This window comes from Pelomonas sp. BJYL3 (assembly GCF_027257975.1).
Classification (GTDB): Bacteria; Pseudomonadota; Gammaproteobacteria; order Burkholderiales; family Burkholderiaceae_C; genus Roseateles_B; species Roseateles_B flavus.
The window spans coordinates 1-20,291 of the sequence record NZ_JANZKX010000009.1; the positions used below are offsets into that span (position 1 = coordinate 1).

Annotated in this window: 14 protein-coding genes and 1 tRNA gene; 4 read left to right on the top strand and 11 right to left on the bottom strand. The window is 67.5% G+C overall.

All coding sequences use genetic code 11. The annotated features are described in order from the left end of the window. Positions 1-490 precede the first annotated feature (490 nt). Entirely contained in the window at positions 491-784 is a 294-nt protein-coding gene (locus O9Y01_RS21735; protein ID WP_269633754.1) for a hypothetical protein, read from the top strand. A 208-nt stretch (positions 785-992) separates the two neighbouring features. After that, positions 993-1,379 carry an SET domain-containing protein gene (locus tag O9Y01_RS21740; protein ID WP_269633755.1) on the top strand — a complete coding sequence of 129 codons (387 nt, stop codon included), beginning with the start codon at positions 993-995 and terminating at the stop codon, positions 1,377-1,379. 63 nt (positions 1,380-1,442) lie between these two features. Here O9Y01_RS21740 and O9Y01_RS21745 read toward each other — a convergent pair whose 3' ends face one another. Then, positions 1,443-2,030, bottom strand: a complete 588-nt coding sequence (locus O9Y01_RS21745) for a hypothetical protein (RefSeq protein ID WP_269633756.1) — start codon at positions 2,028-2,030, stop codon at positions 1,443-1,445. Between the two features lie 130 nt (positions 2,031-2,160). Beyond that, complete coding sequence (alaS, locus tag O9Y01_RS21750; protein WP_269633757.1) at positions 2,161-4,788, bottom strand: alanine--tRNA ligase; 2,628 nt, start codon at positions 4,786-4,788, stop codon at positions 2,161-2,163. Between the two features lie 164 nt (positions 4,789-4,952). On the opposite strand from alaS, the gene O9Y01_RS21755 reads away from it, so the two are divergent. Further along, positions 4,953-6,443 carry an NAD-dependent succinate-semialdehyde dehydrogenase gene (locus O9Y01_RS21755; RefSeq protein ID WP_269633758.1) on the top strand — a complete coding sequence of 497 codons (1,491 nt, stop codon included), beginning with the start codon at positions 4,953-4,955 and terminating at the stop codon, positions 6,441-6,443. 65 nt (positions 6,444-6,508) lie between these two features. Here O9Y01_RS21755 and O9Y01_RS21760 read toward each other — a convergent pair. Beyond that, a tRNA-Gly gene (locus O9Y01_RS21760) sits at positions 6,509-6,582 on the bottom strand. A 65-nt stretch (positions 6,583-6,647) separates the two neighbouring features. Next, positions 6,648-7,502, bottom strand: coding sequence for a dioxygenase family protein (locus O9Y01_RS21765; protein ID WP_269633759.1), 855 nt, complete (start codon positions 7,500-7,502; stop codon positions 6,648-6,650). Between the two features lie 92 nt (positions 7,503-7,594). Between O9Y01_RS21765 and O9Y01_RS21770 the strand changes: the two genes are divergently transcribed. Further along, complete coding sequence (locus O9Y01_RS21770; protein ID WP_269633760.1) at positions 7,595-10,159, top strand: ABC transporter permease; 2,565 nt, start codon at positions 7,595-7,597, stop codon at positions 10,157-10,159. A 94-nt stretch (positions 10,160-10,253) separates the two neighbouring features. Here O9Y01_RS21770 and O9Y01_RS21775 read toward each other — a convergent pair whose 3' ends face one another. The 7 genes from O9Y01_RS21775 to O9Y01_RS21805 form a co-directional block, all read right to left on the bottom strand. Beyond that, positions 10,254-12,260: a methyl-accepting chemotaxis protein gene (locus O9Y01_RS21775; RefSeq protein ID WP_269633761.1), complete on the bottom strand. Its 2,007-nt coding sequence runs from the start codon at positions 12,258-12,260 to the stop codon at positions 10,254-10,256. Between the two features lie 176 nt (positions 12,261-12,436). Then, on the bottom strand, positions 12,437-14,557 hold the full coding sequence (locus O9Y01_RS21780) for a methyl-accepting chemotaxis protein (RefSeq protein ID WP_269633762.1): 2,121 nt from the start codon (positions 14,555-14,557) through the stop codon (positions 12,437-12,439). A gap of 96 nt (positions 14,558-14,653) precedes the next feature. Then, positions 14,654-15,184 carry a chemotaxis protein CheW gene (locus tag O9Y01_RS21785; RefSeq protein WP_183105294.1) on the bottom strand — a complete coding sequence of 177 codons (531 nt, stop codon included), beginning with the start codon at positions 15,182-15,184 and terminating at the stop codon, positions 14,654-14,656. Positions 15,185-15,233: 49 nt separating this feature from the next. Continuing rightward, on the bottom strand, positions 15,234-17,036 hold the full coding sequence (locus tag O9Y01_RS21790; protein WP_442952787.1) for a methyl-accepting chemotaxis protein: 1,803 nt from the start codon (positions 17,034-17,036) through the stop codon (positions 15,234-15,236). 43 nt (positions 17,037-17,079) lie between these two features. Next, positions 17,080-19,212: a chemotaxis protein CheA gene (locus tag O9Y01_RS21795; RefSeq protein WP_269633765.1), complete on the bottom strand. Its 2,133-nt coding sequence runs from the start codon at positions 19,210-19,212 to the stop codon at positions 17,080-17,082. 26 nt (positions 19,213-19,238) lie between these two features. Next, positions 19,239-19,601 carry a response regulator gene (locus O9Y01_RS21800; protein WP_183105291.1) on the bottom strand — a complete coding sequence of 121 codons (363 nt, stop codon included), beginning with the start codon at positions 19,599-19,601 and terminating at the stop codon, positions 19,239-19,241. A 49-nt stretch (positions 19,602-19,650) separates the two neighbouring features. After that, positions 19,651-20,034 (bottom strand): hypothetical protein, encoded by a 384-nt coding sequence (locus O9Y01_RS21805; RefSeq protein ID WP_269633766.1) that lies wholly within the window; start codon positions 20,032-20,034, stop codon positions 19,651-19,653. Positions 20,035-20,291: the final 257 nt, after the last annotated feature.

A 20,291-nucleotide genomic window follows, 5' to 3' on the forward strand; every position in this document is an offset into this window, starting at 1 on the left:
GAAACGAGTCAGCGCCGATGATAGTGCGGATTCCCGTGTGAAAGTAGGTCATCGTCAGGCTAATATCCCGCCAAACCCCCGGTCCCCAAAGGATCGGGGGTTTTGCTTTTGGGGCGAGGATTTCCGCCGAATATTTCCGGTAGCCGTCCATCAATGCCGGGGCGAGATTTCGGTGAGCAGATGGCTTCTCACTGTGGCCCTATCCAAACATGCCGTAGGCGTTGTGCTCTATCGGCGCCCCCGAGGGGCGATCAAGGCCCGCCATCCGAAGGCGAGCGCGGCGTACGCATCCAGACCAGGCGCCTGTCCTGCGCTCGCTCCCCGCTCGTCACAGCTGCGAGCGACTCGCATTTCGTCCGCTATCCAGGCGTTTCATCCGACGTGGGCGCAGGTCACTCTTCAAGGACGGCGCTTCGTCGCTTAGGGCTGGCGGGCGCGCCCATGACTTCAGATACTGTGTCTACACAATCTGACAGGGCTGGTGGGATCTATGAAGCAAGTGCAGCAAGCTGAACGCGTAAGCCGCAAGCGTGCGGTGATGGCCGCTGCATGCCTGCTGGCTGTGAGCCTTTTTGCTCCTGCCCAGCCTGCGGATGCCAGCGAAGTCGTCAAGCTGACCCGACTGGTTCTCACCGGCAAGCGCTCCGTGGACAACGGCAGCAAGGCCGGACCTGCTCAGGGCCCGATTGAGCGACTGCCCAAGGTCAGTGTTGATGGTCTCCGCATGGATGAGACCCCCACCCAGGTCGCCGGCCAACTGCGTAGCGGCAGTCGCCCCAGCTAAGGCTTCCTCATCCCTGCCGAGGAACGAGGCCCTGCACCTGAAGAGCGCCTGAACAGTCCTTCAGCACCGCGTTACAGTGCAGGGCATTGCCATTGCCGACCCTGCCTAGATGCCCAAGCTCGTTTCCATTGCCACAGCCGAACCTGCCCGGACTGCCACGCCCCGCGGGGAAGCGCCTGCTGGGCCTCGAGCAGCCGAGAAGTTCCTGGTGAGCGTGCAGCCATCCCGCATTGATGGCCACGGCGTCTTCGCCGCCGAGCCTATTCCCGCGCGGCGCAAGATCGGCGAGATGCGCGGTGAGCTGATTTCCGTCGCCGAGGCTCGGCGGCGTATCAAGGGCCGGGCCCGCATTCACATGGTGGAAGTGAGCGAGCGCCGCGCCATCGATGCCACCAATTCCGATGGCCCGCTGCGCTACATCAATCACTCCTGCCAGCCTAACGCGGTGCTGCGCATCCGCCAGGGGCGGGCTGAGTTCTATGCCATCCGCGACATCGAACCCGGCGAGGAGCTGACTGCCGACTACGGCGAGAGCCATCACGAGGGACGGCTGCGCTGCGCCTGTGGGGCCTCCAATTGCAAGGGGCGCCTGTAAGTCTGGTTGCGGCCATGCCGGGTGCGGCCTTGCCCGCATCGTGAATGGCTCGCGAGGGAGGTTTCAGCGGGGAGCCCGGCGCATATCCTGAGCGGCAAACAGTGCGTCATCGATGAGTGCTGCCGCCTCGATGTCCTGCGGCCTGTCGTAGGCCTCCTGAAGATAGCGGAGCAGATCAGGGCCCTCGTCCATGGTCAACGCTGCAATCACGCCCAGCAACTCGGGGTCAGCGCCAGGGCGGGCCTCGGCCTGATACTGGCGAAGGAAGCCCTCCGCCCATGCGCGCGCCGCTGCAGGCATCTGCCCTGAAGGAGCTCCCGCGCCGAGCCGGTCGATCGCCCATGGCAGGGCCTCGGCCAGGGGCAGGGCGTCCGGGTCCTGCTGCAGCTGCTGAGGGTCGAGAGCCTCCTGCAGCGCTTGCCACCGTTCCTCCAGCCACGCCATGAACTCGTCCAGGAGCTCCTGTTCCACGAGGGCTTCGGCCCAGTCCTGGCCCCAGCAGGTGTCCAGAACGGCGACCGGCTCATCGGCGGAATGCAGGCACAGGGCGGCACACAGATGTCCGTCCAGATGATCGGGTGACAAGCGGTCTGGCGCATGCCGGTCATGGACCGGGAGCAGGGCGAGGAGCTGTATCAGGCGTTCTTGCACGGAGTAGGTTTCCTCGGGCGGATGGCGCCAGACGCCGGCGCATGGCCGGTACAGGCGCTCCGCCTACAGTGGTGCGCATGAAAAGAAAAAGGGGCCTCGTTGGAGGCCCCATGATGCATCAGACAGGTGCTCAGAGGCGCTCAGCCACCCAAGCCTGCACGCTGGCCAGGGCTGCAGGCACAGCACGCACATCGGTGCCGCCGGCCATGGCCATGTCGGGCTTGCCGCCGCCCTTGCCGCCGACCTGCTGGGCCACGAAGTTGACCAGCTCGCCGGCCTTCACCTTGCCAATGCTGTCAGCGGTGACGCCTGCGGCCAGCTGGACCTTGTCGCCATCCACGGCGGCCAGCACGATGGCGGCGGTCTTGAGCTTGTCCTTGAGCTTGTCCATGGTCTCGCGGAGGGTCTTGGCGTCGGCCCCGACCAGCGTGGCCGCCAGCACCTTGAGCCCCTTGACGTCCACGGCCTGGCTCAGCAGTTCATCGCCCTGGGCCGAAGCCAGCTTGCTCTTGGCAGCCGCCAGGTCCTTCTCCAGTGAACGCACCTGGTCGAGAACGCCTGCCACGCGTTGGGCCAGCTCCGCCGGGGCGGCCTTCAGGCTACCGGCCAGGCCGTTCACGGTGTCTTCCAGCGACTGCAGATAGGCGAGGGCGTTGTCGCCCGTCACCGCCTCCACGCGTCGCACGCCGGCGGCCACGCCGCCTTCCGCGACGATCTTGAACAGGCCGATGTCACCGGTGGCCTTGACATGGGTGCCGCCGCAGAGCTCCTTGGAGCTGCCGATGCTCAGCACGCGCACGGTCTCGCCGTACTTCTCGCCGAACAGCATCATGGCGCCGCTCTTCTGAGCGTCGTCCAGAGCCATCACCTCGGCCTTGGCGCCGGCATTGGCCAGGATCTCGGCGTTGACGATGGCTTCGACCTTGCGGATCTCTTCGGCCGTCATCGGCGCGTTGTGGGCGAAGTCGAAGCGGGTGCGCTCGGCATTGACCAGCGAGCCCTTCTGCTGCACATGGGCGCCCAGCACTTCACGCAAGGCCTTGTGCATCAGGTGGGTGGCGCTGTGGTTGCGCACGGTCTTGGCGCGCGCCTCGGCGTTGACCTGGGCCTTGAAGCCGTCACCCACCTTGACGGAGCCCTCCATCACGCGGCCGTGGTGGCCGAAGACGTCCGCCTGGATCTTGAGCGTGTCCTCGACGAGCACACGCGTGCTGGCATTGCGCAGTTCGCCGCTGTCGCCCACTTGGCCACCGCTCTCGGCGTAGAAGGGGGTGTGATCCAGCACGATCACGGCATCGTCCCCGGCCTTGGCCTCTTGCACGGACACACCGTCCACGTAGACGGCCGTCACCTTGCTGGTCTCGCAGACCAGGTGCTCATAACCATGGAAGGCGGTGGCTGCGCCGCTGTACTCCAGGCCCTGGGCCATCTTGAACTTGCCGGCTGCGCGAGCCTGCTCGCGCTGCTTGTTCATGGCGGCGTCGAAACCGGCCTGGTCCACGGTCACACCGCGCTCGCGGCAGACGTCGGCGGTGAGGTCCACGGGGAAGCCGTAGGTGTCATGCAGCTTGAAGGCGGTGTCGCCGTCCAGCTGCTTGTCGCCCTTGGCCAGGGCGGCTTCCAGGATTTCCATGCCGTTGGCGATGGTCTGGAAGAAGCGCTCTTCCTCCTGGCGCAGCACCTCGGTCACGCGGCCTTCAGCCTGGCGCAGCTCGGGATAGGCCTCGCCCATCTGGCGAACCAGCTCGGCCACGATCTTGTGGAAGAAGGGGGTGCGGGCGCCCAGCTTGTAGCCGTGGCGGATGGCGCGGCGGGCGATGCGGCGCAGCACGTAGCCGCGGCCTTCGTTGCCCGGGATCACGCCGTCCACGACGGTGAAGCTGCAGGCGCGGATGTGGTCGGCGATGACCTTCAGCGAAGCGCTGTTCTTGTCGCAATCGCCGGCGCCGGCGCCGTCCACGGCAGCCTTGGCAGCGGCCAGCAGGGCCACGAAGGTGTCGATCTCGTAGTTGGAGTGCACGTGCTGCAGCACGGCGGCAATGCGCTCCAGGCCCATGCCCGTGTCCACCGAAGGCTTGGGCAGCGGATGCATCACGCCGTCTTCGGTCCGGTTGAACTGCATGAACACGTTGTTCCAGATCTCGATGTAGCGGTCGCCGTCTTCATCGGGGCTGCCGGGAGGGCCGCCGGCGACGTCCGAGCCGTGGTCAAAGAAGATCTCGGTGCAGGGGCCGCAGGGGCCGGTGTCGCCCATCATCCAGAAGTTGTCGGACATGTAGCGGCCGCCCTTGTTGTCACCGATGCGCACGATGCGCTCGGCGGGCACGCCCACCACCTTGTTCCAGATTTCGTAGGCCTCGTCGTCCTCGGAGTAGACGGTCACCCAGAGCTTGTCGGCCGGCAGCTTGAAGTGCTGGGTCAGCAGTTCCCAGGCGTAGCTGATGGCGTCCTTCTTGAAGTAATCACCGAAGCTGAAGTTGCCCAGCATCTCGAAGAAGGTGTGGTGACGCGCGGTGTAGCCGACGTTGTCCAGATCGTTGTGCTTGCCGCCGGCGCGGATGCACTTCTGGGCCGTGGTGGCCCGGCTGTAGGCGCGCTTGTCGAAGCCCAGGAACACGTCCTTGAACTGGTTCATGCCCGCGTTGGTGAACAGCAGGGTGGGGTCGTCCCCCGGCACCACGGGGCTGGAGGCGACGATCTGGTGTCCCTTGGATTCGAAGAACTTCAGAAAGGTCTGGCGAATGTCTGCTGCTTTCATGCGGCCACTTTCATTGCGGGCGTGGGCCCGGGGCAAGGGCGTCGGCGACGCGGTAAATACTTGATTTTTGGGGATTTTTGATTATAGGGGCCTGCATTGACCGAGGTGGCTTTGCGGCCGGGGTAGAGTGCTGTCTCCACACCCCCCCATTCCCGGAGTTTTCAATGGACAGCAAGACCCCCGCCCTGGCCGCCCTGGACGACGCCAGCCTGTTGCGCCAGCAAGGCCTGATCAACGGCGAATGGGTCGGCGGCGAGACACGTTTCCCCGTGGACGATCCGGCCACGGGTCAGCTGCTGGCCGAGGTGTCCCGGCTGGGTGCGGCGGAGGCCGAATCTGCCATCGCCGCGGCCAATGCGGCCTGGCCGGCCTGGCGCAGCAAGACCGCCAAGGAGCGGGCGGCCATCCTCATGCGCTGGCACCAGCTGATGCTGCGCCATGCGGATGATCTGGCTCGCATCATGACGGCGGAACAGGGCAAGCCCCTGGCCGAGGCGCGGGGCGAGGTGGTGTACGGCGCCAGCTTCCTGGAATGGTTCGCCGAGGAAGGCAAGCGTGTCTACGGCGAGACCATCCCCACCACGGACAACAACAAGCGCTACCTGGTCATCAAGCAGGCCATGGGCGTGTGCGCGGCCATCACGCCCTGGAACTTTCCCATCGCCATGATCACCCGCAAGGTCGCGCCCGCCCTGGCCGCGGGTTGCACCGTCGTGATCAAGCCGGCCGAGGCCACGCCGCTGTCGGCCCTGGCTGTGGCAGAGCTGGCGCAGCGCGCCGGACTGCCTGCCGGTGTGCTGAATGTGCTGACCTCCGATGCGCAGGGCTCCATCGAGATCGGCCAGGTGCTGTGTCAGAGCGACGTGGTGCGCCACCTGTCCTTCACCGGCTCCACCGAGGTGGGCCGCATCCTGATGCGCCAGTGCGCGCCTACGGTCAAGAAGCTGTCGCTGGAGCTGGGGGGCAATGCACCCTTCATCGTCTTTGACGACGCGGATCTTGATGCGGCGGTGGAAGGCGCCATGGCCAGCAAGTACCGCAATGCCGGCCAGACCTGTGTCTGTGCCAACCGGCTGTATGTGCAGCGCGGTGTCTATGACGCCTTCGTGGAGAAGCTGTCGGCCAAGGTGGTCGAGCTGAAGGTCGGCAATGGCTTCGAGCCTGGCGTCAACGTCGGCCCGCTGATTGACGCGGATGCCGTCGCCAAGGTGGAAAGCCATGTCGCCGATGCGCTGGCCAAGGGCGCGCGGCTGCTGGCCGGCGGCTACCGTGCCGAGGGCCTGGGGTCCGGCCAGTTCTACGCGCCCACCTTGCTGGCCGATGTGAAGGCCGACATGCTTTGTGCCCGGGAAGAAACCTTCGGCCCCGTGGCGCCGGTATTCTGCTTTGACACCGAGGCCGAGGTCATCGAGGCAGCCAATGCCACTGAGTTCGGGCTCGCGAGCTACTTCTACAGCCGCGACATCGGCCGCGTCTTCCGCGTCGGTGAGGCCCTGGAGTACGGCATGGTGGGCGTCAACACCGGCCTGATCTCGACGGCCGAGGTGCCCTTTGGCGGCGTCAAGCAGTCCGGCCTGGGCCGCGAGGGCGCGCACCAGGGCATCGACGACTATGTTGAGGTGAAGTACCTCTGCTTGGGGGACATCCAGCGCTGAGGCACTGCACCGGAGGCCTGCCGACAGGCCCTTGTCGAATGGCGCCGCGTAGGCGGAGGGCAGGGTGGAGCGGGTGATGGGAATCGAACCCACGTATCGAGCTTGGGAAGCTAGCGTTCTACCATTGAACTACACCCGCTGAGGTGTGGCGCCAGCGCGCGGTGCGTGGGGCTGGCGCGGATTATAGGCAGGTTCAGGCGGGGCTCAAGGCGCGCGCCCGTTCTGGGTCAGGTCTGCGGCCAAGGCCGAGGCCCGCGGGCCGAAGGCGTAGGCGTCCATGCCCAGGCAGCCGTAGGTCACGCTCTCGTGCAAGCGCAGGGCTGGCGAGGCCGGTCCACCGGCGCCCGCGGCCACGAACCAGGGGAGCAGGTGCTCGTCGGTCGGGTGCATGTCCACGGCATGCGGGGCCTGGCGGCGGTAGTCCAGCAAGGCGGGCCAGTTCGAGGCCAGGGCCTGCTCGGCCCACCAGTGGCGGAAGGCCCTGGATTCTTCGACTTCCGGCGCGTCGACCGCCGCCCCGCCCTGGAAGACGCGGCGCAGGTTGTGGGTGATGCTGCCACTGGCCAGGATAAGGACGCCCTGCTGTGCCCAGGGCGCCAGGGCCTGCCCGAGTGCCCACAGCTCGGCCGGACTGGCCTGGGGCGAGAAGCACAGCGGCAGGACGGGGATGTCCGCCTGCGGCACCATGTAGCGCAGCGGCGTCCAGATGCCGTGGTCCAGGCCGGCCATGGCATGGGTTTGAAGCAGATCCGGCAAGGCCGACTGAAGCTCTGCGGCCAGCGCTGGTGCGCCAGGGGCGTCGTATTGCAGCTGATACAGCGCCGGGTCGAAGCCGCCGAAATCATGGACGGCATGCTGGCGTTCGGCCACGAGCAGGGTGGGGCGCCGCGCCAGGCTGTGTGCGGACAGGGCCAGGATGGCCCGCGGGCGCCTCTCGGCGCTCGTCACGAGCTGGCGGCCCAGGGCCTGCATGAACAGGCCTGCCGCACCTGGCTCCAGCGCCGTCATCGGCGAGCCGTGCGACAGGAAGAGGGGGGCGATGGCAGTGGCGGTGGTCATGGAAGCATTGCAGCAGAGCGATCGCCGCACAGGGCTGAGGGGACTTGCACGCAGGGTTCAAATGCATTGGACATCCGCCCTTACAGTGCGGCATGGATTCCTCCACCGCCTCGGAGCGCCGCCCGTCTGCTGCGCCTGCTGAACGACCCCGCACGCCCTCGATCTTCCTGCTGGCCTGGCGCCAGCTGCAGCGCGACTGGCGAGCCGGCGAGCTGCGAATGCTGAGCCTGGCACTGGTGCTGGCGGTGGCCGCGGTGACGGCCGTCGGCTTTCTCTCGGAGCGCATGGAGGCCGGGCTGCGGCGCGACGCCTCGCAGCTGCTGGGCGGCGACGCGCTGGTGGCCTCGGACCATCCGGTGGCGCCCGAGCTCCAGGCGCTGGCCCAGCAGATGCAGCTCAAGCGCATGCACAGCGTCACCTTCTCCAGCATGGCGCGCGCCGAAGGCGGGAGCACGCGCCTGGTGACGGTCAAGGCCGTGTCGGCCAGCTATCCGCTGCGGGGTCAGGTCTTGCTCACTGACGGCCGGCGCGTTGGCGCACCATCACCTGGCGAGGTGTGGGTGGACGCCCCAGTGCTCGACGCGCTGGACCTGAGCCCGGGGGGGACGCTGCTGCTCGGAGACACCCAGCTGAAGGTCGCGGGCGTGATCCTCAACGAGCCGGACCGCGGCGCCGGCTTCCTCAGCTTTGCACCGCGCCTGATGCTCAACGAGGCCGACCTCGCCGCCACCGGCCTGGTCCAGCCCAGCAGCCGCGTCACCTACCGGATGGCCGTGCTGAGCCCTGCCGCCGATCCGGACGCCGCGGCACGCTTCCTGAAGGAGGCGGGCGCCCTCATCGAACGCCAGGGCTGGCGCGGCCTGCGCCTGGAGAACCTGGAGACAGGCCGGCCGGAGATGCGCCAGACCCTGGACCGCGCCAGCCTCTTCCTGCGCCTGGTGGCCATGCTGGCCGCCTTGCTCGCGGCTGTGGCCATCAGCCTCGCCTCGCGCGATTTCGCGCTGCGCCATCTGGACGACTGCGCCATGCTGCGCGTGCTGGGGCAGTCGCAGTCGAGGATCGCGCGGCTCCACGTGCTCGAGTTCGCCATGGCAGGCCTGCTGGCCAGTGCCGTGGGCGTGCTGGGCGGCCTGGCCCTGCATGAGGTCTTCGTGCGGCTGCTGGCAGGGCTGATGTCGGTGAGCCTGCCGGCGCCCGGCTGGGCAACGGCCGTGGGCGGGCTCGGCCTGGGGCTGAGCCTGATGCTCGGATTCGGCCTGGGACCGGTGCTGCAGCTGGCCTCGGTGCCACCGCTGCGCGTGATCCGGCGGGACCTGGGCGGCGTGCGCATGGCCTCGGGCCTGGTGCTGCTGGCGGGCCTCCTCGGCTTTGCCGGGCTGCTGGCCCTGGTGGCCGGCGACTGGAAGCTGGGCCTGGGCACGGCAGGCGGCTTCATGCTGGCCCTGGCCGTCTTTGCACTGGTCGCCTGGCTGGTGTTGCGCATCCTGCGGCGTTCAGTGCCCCAGGCCGGCGCACCGCGCTGGCTGGCTCTCGCCACTCGCCAGCTCAGCGCACGGCCGGTATTCGCCGTGGTGCAGGTCTCCGCCCTGGGCGTCGGCCTGCTGGCCCTGGCGTTGCTGCTGCTGCTGCGCACCGACCTGATCAACAGCTGGCGAGCGGCCACGCCAAAGGAGGCGCCGGACCGCTTCGTCATCAACATCCAGCCCGAACAGGGCGAGGCCTTCAGGCGCAGCCTGGACATCGCCGGCGTGAAAGGCTACGACTGGTACCCCATGATCCGCGGCCGGCTGGTGGCCATCAACGGCGCTGAGATCAAGCCCGAGCAGTACAAGGAGGAGCGCACGCAGCGCCTGGTGGAGCGCGAGTTCAACCTCAGCCACTCCGACGCCCTGCCTGTGCACAACCAGCTGGCCGAAGGCCGCTGGGTGGCCGACGAGCAGGACGGCCTCAGCGTGGAGCAGGGCATCGCACAGGATCTGGGCCTGAAGCTGGGCGACCGCCTGCGTTTCGACGTGGCCGGGCAGCCCGTCGAGGCCCGCATCACCACCATCCGCAAGCTGGACTGGTCCTCCATGCGGGTCAATTTCTTCGTGCTCTTCCCGCGCCGCGAGATGGCGGATCTCCCGCGCAGCTACATCACCGCCTTCCGCGCGCCCGAGCAGGCCAAGGCCTTGGACAAGCAGCTGGCGCGTGACTTCCCCAACATCACGGCCGTCGATGTGCGCGCCCAGCTCGATCAGGTCCAGCAGGTGCTGGATCAGGTGGCTTCCGCGGTGCAGGTGCTGTTCGCCTTCACGCTGGCCGTGGGGCTGATCGTCCTGCTGACGGCGGTGAGCAGCACCCGGGAGGCTCGCATGCGCGAGTTCGCGCTGATGCGCGCCATGGGCGCGGGCTCGCGCCTGCTGGGCCGGGTTCAGAGCGCCGAGCTGCTGGGCCTGGGGCTGCTGGCCGGCGTGCTGGCCGGCGCCGCGGCCTTGCTGATCGGCGCGGTGCTGGCGGCCAAAGTCTTTGAGTTCAGCTGGACGCTCAACCCCTGGCTGATCCCCGCCAGTGGCCTGGCGGGCGCACTGCTGGCCTGGCTGGCGGGCTGGTGGGGCCTTCGTGGCGTGCTGCAGAAGCCAGTTATGCAGAGCTTGCGCCTGCAGGACATCACCTGAATCGCCGGGCCCGGGCCCGCACATGAAAAAGCCCCCGTGCCGCAAGGCGACGGGGGCTTTGTCCTGATGACCCGCGCGGGGTCTCAGGTCTGGCTCAGAAGGACTGCCAGTCGTCGTCGCCCTCCGCCTTGGGCGCGGGGCTGGCGGCCTTGGGCGCCGGGCTGGCCATGGGCGTGGGGGCAGGTGTTGCCTTGGCCGGGCGCGGGGCCGGACGGGCAGCCGCCGGGCTGGGCGCGCTCGGTGCCGGACTCATGCTCTTGCGCGGCTTGGCGGTGTAGGCCTTGAGCTGGCGCTCCTCCTCGCCCAGGCGGAACACGGACACCACCTCGGTCAGGCGCAGGGCCTGGTCCTTGAGGCTCTCGGCGGCCGCGGCGGATTCCTCCACCAGGGCGGCATTCTGCTGCGTCATCTGGTCGAGCTGGACCACTGCGCCGTTGACCTGGCCGATGCCTTGGCTCTGCTCTGCCGCGGCGGCGGTGATCTCGCCGATGATGTCGGTCACGCGCTGCACGCTGGAGACGATGTCGGTCATCGAGGAGCCGGCCGCCTGCACGAGGCGAGAGCCCGCCTCCACGCGGTCCACGGAGGCGCCGATCAGGGCCTTGATCTCCTTGGCCGCTTCAGCACTGCGCTGGGCCAGGCTGCGGACTTCCGAAGCCACGACGGCGAAGCCGCGGCCCTGCTCGCCGGCTCGCGCGGCTTCCACCGCAGCGTTCAGCGCCAGGATGTTGGTCTGGAAGGCGATGCCATCGATCACGCCGATGATGTCGTTGATCTTCTTGGAGCTGGTGTTGATCTCCTCCATGGTGGAGACCACCTGGGACACCACGTCGCCGCCCTTGGCCGCTGCGTCGCTGGCCGAGGAGGCCAGCTGGTTGGCCGTGGTCGCGGCGTCCGCCGTCTGGCGCACGGTGCCGGTCAGCTGCTCCATGGAGGAAGCGGCCTGCTGCAGATTCGAGGCGGTCTGCTCGGTGCGCTGGGAGAGGTCCTGGGCCCCGACGGCAATCTCGCTGGAGGCCGTGGAGATCGAGTTGCTGGCCGAGCGGACGTCGATGAGGATGTCCTGGATCTTCTTGGCAAACAGGTTGAACGAGGACGCGATGCGGGCGATCTCGTCATTGCCATGCTCGGGCAGGCGCTGGGTGAGGTCGCCGCCGCCCGCACTGATCTCGTCCAGTGCGGCGCGCACGCGGTCCAGGCCGCCCATGGCCCGGGTGATGGTGGCGGCGATGACAGCGCCGGACAGGGCCACCATGATGATCAGAATCACGGCGGCGGCACGCAGCAGCGAGCTCAGCGAGGCCAGCGCCTCGGACTTGTCCGCTGCCAGGATGAGGGTCCAGTTGGTGTCAGCGATGGGCACGCCGCGCAGCAGGTAGGTGCCGTCACCGATGGCCGCCTCCACCCAGGCCCCGCCTGCCGCCTGCGCCGCCTTCAGCGCATTGCCGTCCAAGGCCGGGGACAGCGCGCTGGCCGGCTTCAGCGAGAGCTTGCTGTCCGGGTGGGCGATGATCTTGCCGTCCTTGTCGACCAGGAAGGCGAAGCCGTTGGGCGTGGGCTTGATGGCCTTCACCGTGGACACCACGTCTTCCAGGAACACGTCCGAGGCCACGACGGCCTTGGTGCCGCTGCCATCCTTGACGGCGCTGGCGAAGGTCACCACCAGCTGCTGGCGGGCCGCGTCCATGTAGGGGTCGGTGAGGATGGGCCCACTGGCCGCTGCGGCCTGTGTATACCAGGGGCGGCCCGTGGGGTCATAGCCCGCGGGCAGGTTCTGGGGCGCGTTGAACGAGATGCGCTTGTCTGCAAAGCCCACGTAGGCCGCGTCCAGGCGGCCGGACTTGGCGGCCTGCACGAGGAAGGGCACGGGCTCGGCCTGATCGGCCACGGGCTGCATGGCCGTCACGATGTCGCGCTGGCTGCGGACCCACTGGGCGATCACCGAGGCACGGGCCGCCGCCAGTTGGTCGAGACCGGCCAGCTGCTGCGCATTGGTGTGCGACTTGACGGTCATGTAATTGGCCACGGTGGCTGCTGTCAGGGACAGCACCACCACCGCGATACCCAGGGCAATGAGCCGGGTCTTGATTGAGTCAAACATCGTCGCTCCTTCTTGGCTCTGCATCGCGGAGCGGTGGCCGCTCCGTCGTCTTGCTCGTCCGCCCCCCACGGGGTCCGGATCCTGGCGGCCCATCTGTGGGGCCTGCCGATTGATTCAGCAGCCGGCACCTCGGCGGTCCCGGCTGCTGGCGCCCGGCCCTGTGCGGCCGGCGCGCGTCAGAACGTCTCCCAGTCACTGTCGGAAGCCGGCTTGGCCGCGGGGGCGGCCCGAGGCGCTGGGCTGTCGGCGGTGCTGCTTGCGGCCGGGCTGCGGGGAGCGCTGGCCGCGGGCTTCACCGCACTGGGTTTGAACGGTGCGGATGCGGCCGGCGAGCGCGGGGCAGCCCGGGGCGCCGGGCTGGATGCCACGGTATGGGTGCCGCTCACACGAAACACGCTCACGGCCTCCACCAGGCGCTGGGCCTGCTCCTTGAGGCTTTCCGCGGCCGCGGCGGATTCCTCGACCAGGGCCGCATTCTGCTGCGTCATCTGGTCCAGCTGGACCACGGACTGGTTGACCTGGCCGATGCCGTCGCTCTGCTCGGTAGCCGCCGCGCTGATCTCGGCAATGATGTCCGAGACTCGCTGGACGCTGCTGACGATGTCCTGCATCGAATGGCCGGCGTCCTGCACCAGCCGGGAGCCTGCCTCGACCCGGTCCACCGAGGCGCCGATCAGGGCCTTGATCTCCTTGGCCGCTTCGGCGCTGCGTTGTGCCAGGCTGCGCACTTCTCCGGCCACCACGGCGAAGCCGCGGCCCTGCTCGCCGGCCCGGGCAGCTTCCACCGCGGCGTTCAGCGCCAGGATGTTGGTCTGGAAGGCGATGCCGTCGATCACGCCGATGATGTCGTTGATCTTGCGCGAGCTGTTGTTGATCTCGTCCATGGTCGTCACGACCTGGCCCACCACCTGGCCACCGCGGGCGGCGGCGCTGTTGGCGGACGCGACCAGCTGGTTGGCGGTACGGGCCGAGTCGGCGGTCTGGCGGACGGTGGAGGTGAGCTCCTCCATCGAGGAGGCCGCGATCTGAAGGTTCGAGGCCGTCTGCTCGGTGCGGTGGCTCAGGTCCTGGTTGCCCGTGGCAATCTCGGTGCTGGCCGTGCCGATGGAGTCCACGGAATGGCGCACGGTGCCGATGGTGTCGGCCAGGCGCTGGCGCATGGACTCGGTGTCACGGATCAGGTCGCCGATCTCGTCGTTGCGGGCGTTGTCGACGCTCTTCGTCAGGTCACCGCTGGCAATGGCCTGCACCGCGTCGCGCAGATCCCGCAGGGGGCGCGCCACCCAGTTGCGCATCATCCAGAACAGGCCGTAGCCCAGCGCCGCGGTGGCGCCGCCCAGCATGATCCAGAAGGGCACCATGGTGCGCCAGTGGCTGGCCAGCGCCTCGCTGCTGGACACCTGGGACACGACCCAGTAGCCGGCGGCGTCATTCTTGCGGAGCACAGCGACGTAGGAGCTGCCGCTGGCGCCCAGGACATTGGGCGTGCTGGACATGTAGCCGTCGCTGGTCTTGCCCAGCTCGACGAGGAAGGGCTCGATCTCGGGGGACAGCTCGCTCACGGCCTTGCCCTTGGCCGTCGGGTGGGCCAGGAAGCGCCCCCCCTTGCCGTCCTTGCCCACGGCCACCACGTAGGTGCCGCCGGTCTCGAAGAAGTGTGAGTCCTTGGCCATCTTCTCCATGGCCTTCTGGAAGCCTTCCATGTCCAGGGCGATGGCCAGGATGCCGATGACCTTGCCGGCCTCGTTCTTGATGGGGTCGTAGTAGGCCATGAAGGCCTTGCCATTGAGCACGGCACGACCGGCGAAGGGCTGGCCCTGCATCATGGAGGCGAAGGCCGGGTGGTCCTTGCCCAGCATCTGACCGACGGAGCGCTCGCCGCTGGCGGTCTTGAGGGAGCTGGTGATGCGGACGAAATCGCCGTCCTTGGCCGCGAACACGCTGGCGGCGCCGCCGGTGGTGCCGGCGAACTTGTCGACCTGCGTGGTGTTGCCGTTCAGCTTGGGGCCCCAGTCGCGCAGATCGCCCGTGGCCTCGTCCAGCTGGAACACCGGGCCGAACTCCTGGCGGAAGGCGCCGTAGGACTGCTTCACCATGGTCTTGGCGACTTCGTCCATGGCGTCCAGGGCATCGATCAGGGTCTGGGTCTTGTCGCCGACCCAGGCGATCGTGCGATCGTTGGCGACGCGCGTCAGCAGCACGCTGAGGATGGCGCTGGTACCCAGCAGGATGGCCGCGATGGCCGTGACGCCCACCATGGACACGCGGCGCGCGATGGAGGTGGATGAGCTAGACATTCCGGAAACTCCCAACTCTCAAAACGAGGTGCACCTCCCACCTCTGAAACCTGGCAGCAGGGTGGGTGTTCTCCTGCTGCCGTGAGCCAGCTGGCATCAGCTGGTCAGGCTGTCCATCAGGCCCATGTCGGCACTGCTCATGAGACCTTCGATGTCCATCAGGATCAGCATGCGGTCGCTGACGGCGCCGATGCCGGTGATGAAGCTGGTGTCGACCGCGCTGGCGTTGAGCTCGGGGGCCGGGCGGATGGCATCGCGCGACAGCTCCAGCACATCGGACACGGAATCCACCACGGCGCCGACCACACGGCTCTTCACGTTCAGCACGATGACCACGGTGAAGCTGTTGTACTCGGCCGTCGGGCAGCCCAGCTTCAGGCGCAGGTCCACGATGGGGACGATCACGCCGCGCAGATTGACCACGCCCTTGATGAAGTCCGGCGAATTGGCGATGCGCGTGGGCGGCTCGTAGGAACGGATCTCCTGGACCTTCAGGATGTCGATGCCGTATTCCTCAGCACCCAGCCGGAAGGTGAGGTACTCGCCGCTGGCCGGGCCATGGTTCTTCACCGCGACGGCGCCGCCTTCATGTCGAACGACCTGATTCGATTGTTGGACGATTTCCATGTTGACCTCAGCAGGGGTTGATTGGGTGTTGACAGGTGTTCTCAAAGGCTCAGAAGGTTTCCCAGTCGCCTTCGCTGGACGGCGCAGCCGGCTTGCCGGCCGCGGGCCTGGGCGTCGCGGGCGCAGCCGTTGCTGCGGCAGGGCGGACCATCGGGGCCGAGGCGGGCCTGCCGGCGCTGCCGCCGGCCAGGCTGGCCGAAACGGTGGCTGCCGGGCGCGGCTTGGCTGACGTGCTGCCGGCCGTGGGGCCTGGCGTGCGGCGGGGCTTGGCGACCGAGGCAGACAGGTCGACGCCACCGGTGATCTTGAAGCGGCCCACCGCCTGGGCCAGCTGCTCGGCCTGGTCGCGCAGACTTTCCGCGGCGGCAGCGGACTGCTCGACCAGGGCAGCGTTCTGCTGCGTCATCTGGTCCAGCTCCACCACCGACTGGTTGACCTGGCCGATGCCATCGCTCTGCTCGCTGGCCGCGGCGGTGATCTCGCCGATGATGTCCGTCACGCGCTGCACGCTGGAGACGATGTCCGTCATCGACTCGCCGGCTTCCTGGACCAGCTTGGCGCCGGTCTCCACCCGTTCGACGCTGGCGCCGATCAGGGTCTTGATCTCGCGGGCCGCGCCGGCGCTGCGCTGGGCCAGCGAACGGACCTCGCCAGCGACCACGGCGAAGCCGCGGCCCTGCTCGCCGGCCCGGGCGGCCTCGACGGCGGCGTTCAGCGCCAGGATGTTGGTCTGGAAGGCGATGCCATCGATGACGCCGATGATGTCGCCGATACGCTTGGAGCTGACGTTGATCTCGTCCATCGTGGCGACGACCTGGCTCACCACCTCACCGCCCTTGGCTGCCGCCGAGGAGGCGGAGCTGGCCAGCTGGTTGGCGGTGCGGGCAGAGTCCGCCGTCTGCTTGACCGTGCCGGTCAGCTGCACCATGGAGGACGCGGCCTGCTGCAGATTGCTGGCCGTCTGTTCGGTGCGGCCGGAGAGGTCCTGGTTGCCGCTGGCGATCTCCACCGATGCGGTGCGGATGTGGTCCGCCGAGGTCCGCAGCTGACCCACCAGGTCCTGCAGGGCCTTCTGCATCAGCTGCAGGCTGTGCAGCAGGTGCGAGGCCTCGTCCTTGCCCTCGATGGGGCGGTCGTCATTGGTCAGGTCACCCTTGGCGATGGCGCTGGCCAGCTCCTCGGCCTCGGCCAGGGGCTTGCAGATGCTGTACATGTTCAGCAGGGTCAGCGGCACGACCACCACGGCGCTGGCGATCAGCACGATCACGAAGACCGTCAGCACATTGCCCTGCGTCTTGGCGGCCGACTCCTGCAGCTGGCGGGAGTCCTTGAGCAGGATGGCCTGGTAGTCCATCACCAGCTTGTCGGCTTCGGTGGCCAGATCCTTGGCGCCGGCGAGCATGCGGTCGGCCACGGCGGCGTTGTCGTAGGCGCCGGCTTCCAGCTGCTGCAGCACGGGCTTGGCCTTTGCGTCGTAGTCGCCGAGCACAGCGGGCAGGCGGCTCAGCGGGCCGGTGTCGGAGCCGTGCTGGAGGGCCTTGCCGAGCTTCAGCACTTCGTCGCGGGACTGCTCCCAGCGCTGGCGAAGCGCCTTCACGTTCTCCGGCTTCTCGTAGTTGACGATCATGTCCTTTTCGAAGCGACGCATGTCACCCAGGGCATGGACCAAACTGGTCAGCTCCGTGGAGTCGTTGACCGAGCGCTGGAGGATGTCGTCGGACTGCTTGCGCATGGAGTTCATGCCAAACAGACCCACGCTGCCCAGGGTCAGCAGCAAGGTCAGCACCATCACGATGGCGCCAATCATGCGCAGGCGGATGCTGAACTGCCGCAACAGCGAGCTCATGCTCATTGGAGATGCTCCCAGGAGCCCCTCGTGGGGGCCCGTTCAATATTCAATGACGCGAACGACGGACGAGGCTGCCCACGTCCAGGATCAGGGCCACCCGACCGTCGCCCATGATGGTGGCGCCGGAGACGTCGGTGACCTTGCGATAATTGGCTTCGAGGTTCTTCACCACCACCTGCTGCTGGCCCAGCAGCTCGTCGACCAGCAGGGCGACGCGGCCGCCCTCCGCCTCGACGACGACCATGATGGAGCTGACGTGCTCGAAGTCGAAGCGCGGCACGTTGAAGACTTGCTCCAGCTCAACCACGGGCATGAATTCGTCCCGCACCTCGACGACGCGACCGGAGCCGCCCACCGTCTTGATGGTGTCCGCCTGGACCTGGAAGGACTCGACCACGGAGGACAGGGGCAGGATGTAGACCTCTTCGCCCACGCCCACGCTCATGCCGTCCATGATGGCCAGGGTCAGCGGCAGGCGCACCGAGACCTTCATGCCGTAGCCTTCGGCGGAGTCGATCTCGACGGTGCCGCCCAGCTGGGTGATGTTCTTCTTGACCACGTCCATGCCCACGCCGCGGCCGGAGACGTCCGTCACCTGCTCGGCAGTGGAGAAGCCCGGCGCGAAGATCAGGCCCCAGACTTCCTGGTCGGTGAGGGAGTCGGGCGCGTCGATGCCCTTCTCGCGGGCCTTCTTGATCAGCTTCTCGCGGTTCAGGCCGCGGCCGTCGTCACGGACCTCGATCACGATGGAGCCGCCCTGGTGGGAGGCCACCAGGGTGATGGTGCCGTGCTCGGGCTTGCCCTTGGCCAGGCGTTCGGCAGGCAACTCGATGCCGTGGTCGCAGCTGTTGCGCACCAGGTGGGTCAGCGGGTCGGTGATCTTCTCGACCAGGCCCTTGTCCAGCTCGGTGGCCTCGCCCTGGGTGACCAGCTCGACGCGCTTGCCCAGCTTGGCGGCCAGGTCGCGCAGCATGCGGGGGAAACGGTTGAAGACCACCGACATGGGAATCATGCGGATGGACATCACCGACTCTTGCAGGTCGCGGGTGTTGCGTTCCAGATCGGCCAGGCCGGAGGACAGCTGCTGGTACAGGCCCGGGTCCACATTGCGCGAGTTCTGCGCCAGCATGGCCTGGGTGATCACCAACTCGCCGACCAGGTTGATCAGCTGGTCCACCTTCTCGACCGAGACCCGCAGCGTGGACTGGTCCATGCCGCCGCCACCGGCGCGCGGCTCGACCTTGGCTGCAGGACGGGCTGCCGCCACGGGCTTGGGGGCCTCTGCCACGGCCTTGACCTCGGTGCCCGTGCTCGCGGCGACGGGCACACCGGGGGCGTCGTCGAAGAAGCCGTAGCCCGGGTCTTCTTCCTTCTTGACCTCAGGGGGAGCGCCGGGCGCGCCCTCGTGGAAGCCGTAGCCTTCGCCCAGGGGCGAGAGCTGCACCTGCTCACGGGCGACGTGGAAGGTGAAGAGGTCCAGCAGGTCGTTGTCGGTGCTGGTGGTCAGGACCTTGAAGCGGCGGATGCCGTCGGCCGCAATGCCACCGTCCAGGGGTTCGATGGTGCCGAGGTCGGTGATCTCCTTGAAGAGCTCGACCAGGTTGTCGGCCTGTGCGGGATTGCTCAGCGGGCCGACCTTCAGCTCCAGCTGGCGCGCCACCGGGCCTGCCGGCTTGGCCGGGGCAGGTGCGGCGGCCACGGGCGCAGCGGCGGGCGCGGCCGGTGCAGCCTTGGGCGCCGGCGAGCCGTCCAGCGTGCCGCCGTCGACCAGGGTCTTGATACTCAGCAGCAGCTCGCTGGTGTCCACGGGAGCGGCGCCGGAGCCCTGATGGCGGCCCAGCTGCTCGCGCAGGGCGTCACCGGACTGCAGCAGCACGTCCACCATCTGGGAGGTGGGTTGCAGCTCGTGGCGGCGCAGCTTGTCCAGCAGCGTCTCCATCTGGTGGGTCAGTTCGGCGACATCGCTGAAGCCGAAGGTCGCGGCGCCACCCTTGATGGAGTGGGCGCAGCGGAAGATGGCGTTCAGTTCCTCGTCGTCAGCCGTCTCGATGTTCAGGTTCAGCAGCAGCTGTTCCATGTTGTCGAGGTTCTCGCTCGCCTCCTCAAAGAAGACTTGATAGAACTGGCTCAGGTCGATGCCCGCGCTGAGGCTGGCGCCTTCGGAGGTCATTTCTCCCATGCTTTACTCCTGGCGTTGCTCGTGCCTTAGCGGATCACCTTGCCGATCACTTCGATCAACTTCGCCGGGTCGAAGGGCTTGACCAGCCAGCCGGTGGCGCCGGCGGCGCGGCCAGCCTGCTTCATCTGGTCGCTGGACTCGGTGGTCAGGATCAGGATGGGCGTGGTCTTGAACTTGGGGTTGTCGCGCAGCTTCTTGGTCAGGCTGATGCCGTCCATGCGGGGCATGTTCTGATCAGTCAGCACCAGATCGAAATCGCGCGTACTGGACTTCTCCCAGGCGTCCTGCCCGTCCACCGCCTCCACCACGTTGAATCCTGCGTTCTTCAGCGTGAAGGAGACCATCTGGCGCATCGAGGCCGAATCGTCTACAGCAAGAATTGAGTGCATCGCTTTCTCTCCGGGTAACTAGCTGATATCGACTGGATCGAGTCGATCCTTAGAACAATTCAATGGACCCCGCGTCCATCTCGTCCTGCGTCACGGGATTGGGGCGCAGGGGCGCGATCTCGACGACGGTCGTGCCGTCTTCGTCGTCGCCAAAGGTGTCGCGGGCCAGCTGGTCCGCGCAGTTGCGCAGGCGCTGGCTCGTGTGGGCGATCAATTGCGTGGCCATGTCCTGGAACTGCAGGGCGGTGATGGCCCCCGCGATGTCTTCCATGACGCGGTGCAACTCGCTGCTGCCACTTTCGTCAGCCTGCTCGGCCGCGCGTCGCAGCAGCCCATGCAGGATGCTGGATGCACTGAAGAAATGGGTGGAGAGCGACTCCCCGGCGTCGTCCAGCAGGCGCTGCAGGCGCTCCAGATCGTTGGTCACCGTCATCAGGTGATCCTGAAGTTCTGCCGCGGCCAGGAGGGGAAGCATTCCCGATTCCATTCCCGAGTCCGAGGCGGAGGTGTCATTCATCAGCATCTTGGCTCCACGGGTTTTGTCTCTGCAGAAGCTGCCGTTTGCATCGAGCGAGGTCTCCCCCTATCGACCATTCCGAGCCATGTGTTCATGGACGCGATCTTCGGCATTTCTTGTGGCGATGTCGACAGGACTTGTTGTTCAAACTTGGGCTATTTCCATCCTTCGGC

Coding starts and splice junctions, on each gene's coding strand:
- O9Y01_RS21800 (WP_183105291.1), bottom strand. CDS start 19,601: ATGCACTCAATTCTTGCTGTAGACGATTCGGCCTCGATGCGCCAGATG.
- O9Y01_RS21795 (WP_269633765.1), bottom strand. CDS start 19,212: ATGGGAGAAATGACCTCCGAAGGCGCCAGCCTCAGCGCGGGCATCGAC.
- alaS (WP_269633757.1), bottom strand. CDS start 4,788: ATGAAAGCAGCAGACATTCGCCAGACCTTTCTGAAGTTCTTCGAATCC.
- O9Y01_RS21770 (WP_269633760.1), top strand. CDS start 7,595: ATGGATTCCTCCACCGCCTCGGAGCGCCGCCCGTCTGCTGCGCCTGCT.
- O9Y01_RS21765 (WP_269633759.1), bottom strand. CDS start 7,502: ATGACCACCGCCACTGCCATCGCCCCCCTCTTCCTGTCGCACGGCTCG.
- O9Y01_RS21805 (WP_269633766.1), bottom strand. CDS start 20,034: ATGACGGTGACCAACGATCTGGAGCGCCTGCAGCGCCTGCTGGACGAC.
- O9Y01_RS21735 (WP_269633754.1), top strand. CDS start 491: ATGAAGCAAGTGCAGCAAGCTGAACGCGTAAGCCGCAAGCGTGCGGTG.
- O9Y01_RS21790 (WP_442952787.1), bottom strand. CDS start 17,036: ATGAGCATGAGCTCGCTGTTGCGGCAGTTCAGCATCCGCCTGCGCATG.
- O9Y01_RS21775 (WP_269633761.1), bottom strand. CDS start 12,260: ATGTTTGACTCAATCAAGACCCGGCTCATTGCCCTGGGTATCGCGGTG.
- O9Y01_RS21785 (WP_183105294.1), bottom strand. CDS start 15,184: ATGGAAATCGTCCAACAATCGAATCAGGTCGTTCGACATGAAGGCGGC.
- O9Y01_RS21780 (WP_269633762.1), bottom strand. CDS start 14,557: ATGTCTAGCTCATCCACCTCCATCGCGCGCCGCGTGTCCATGGTGGGC.
- O9Y01_RS21755 (WP_269633758.1), top strand. CDS start 4,953: ATGGACAGCAAGACCCCCGCCCTGGCCGCCCTGGACGACGCCAGCCTG.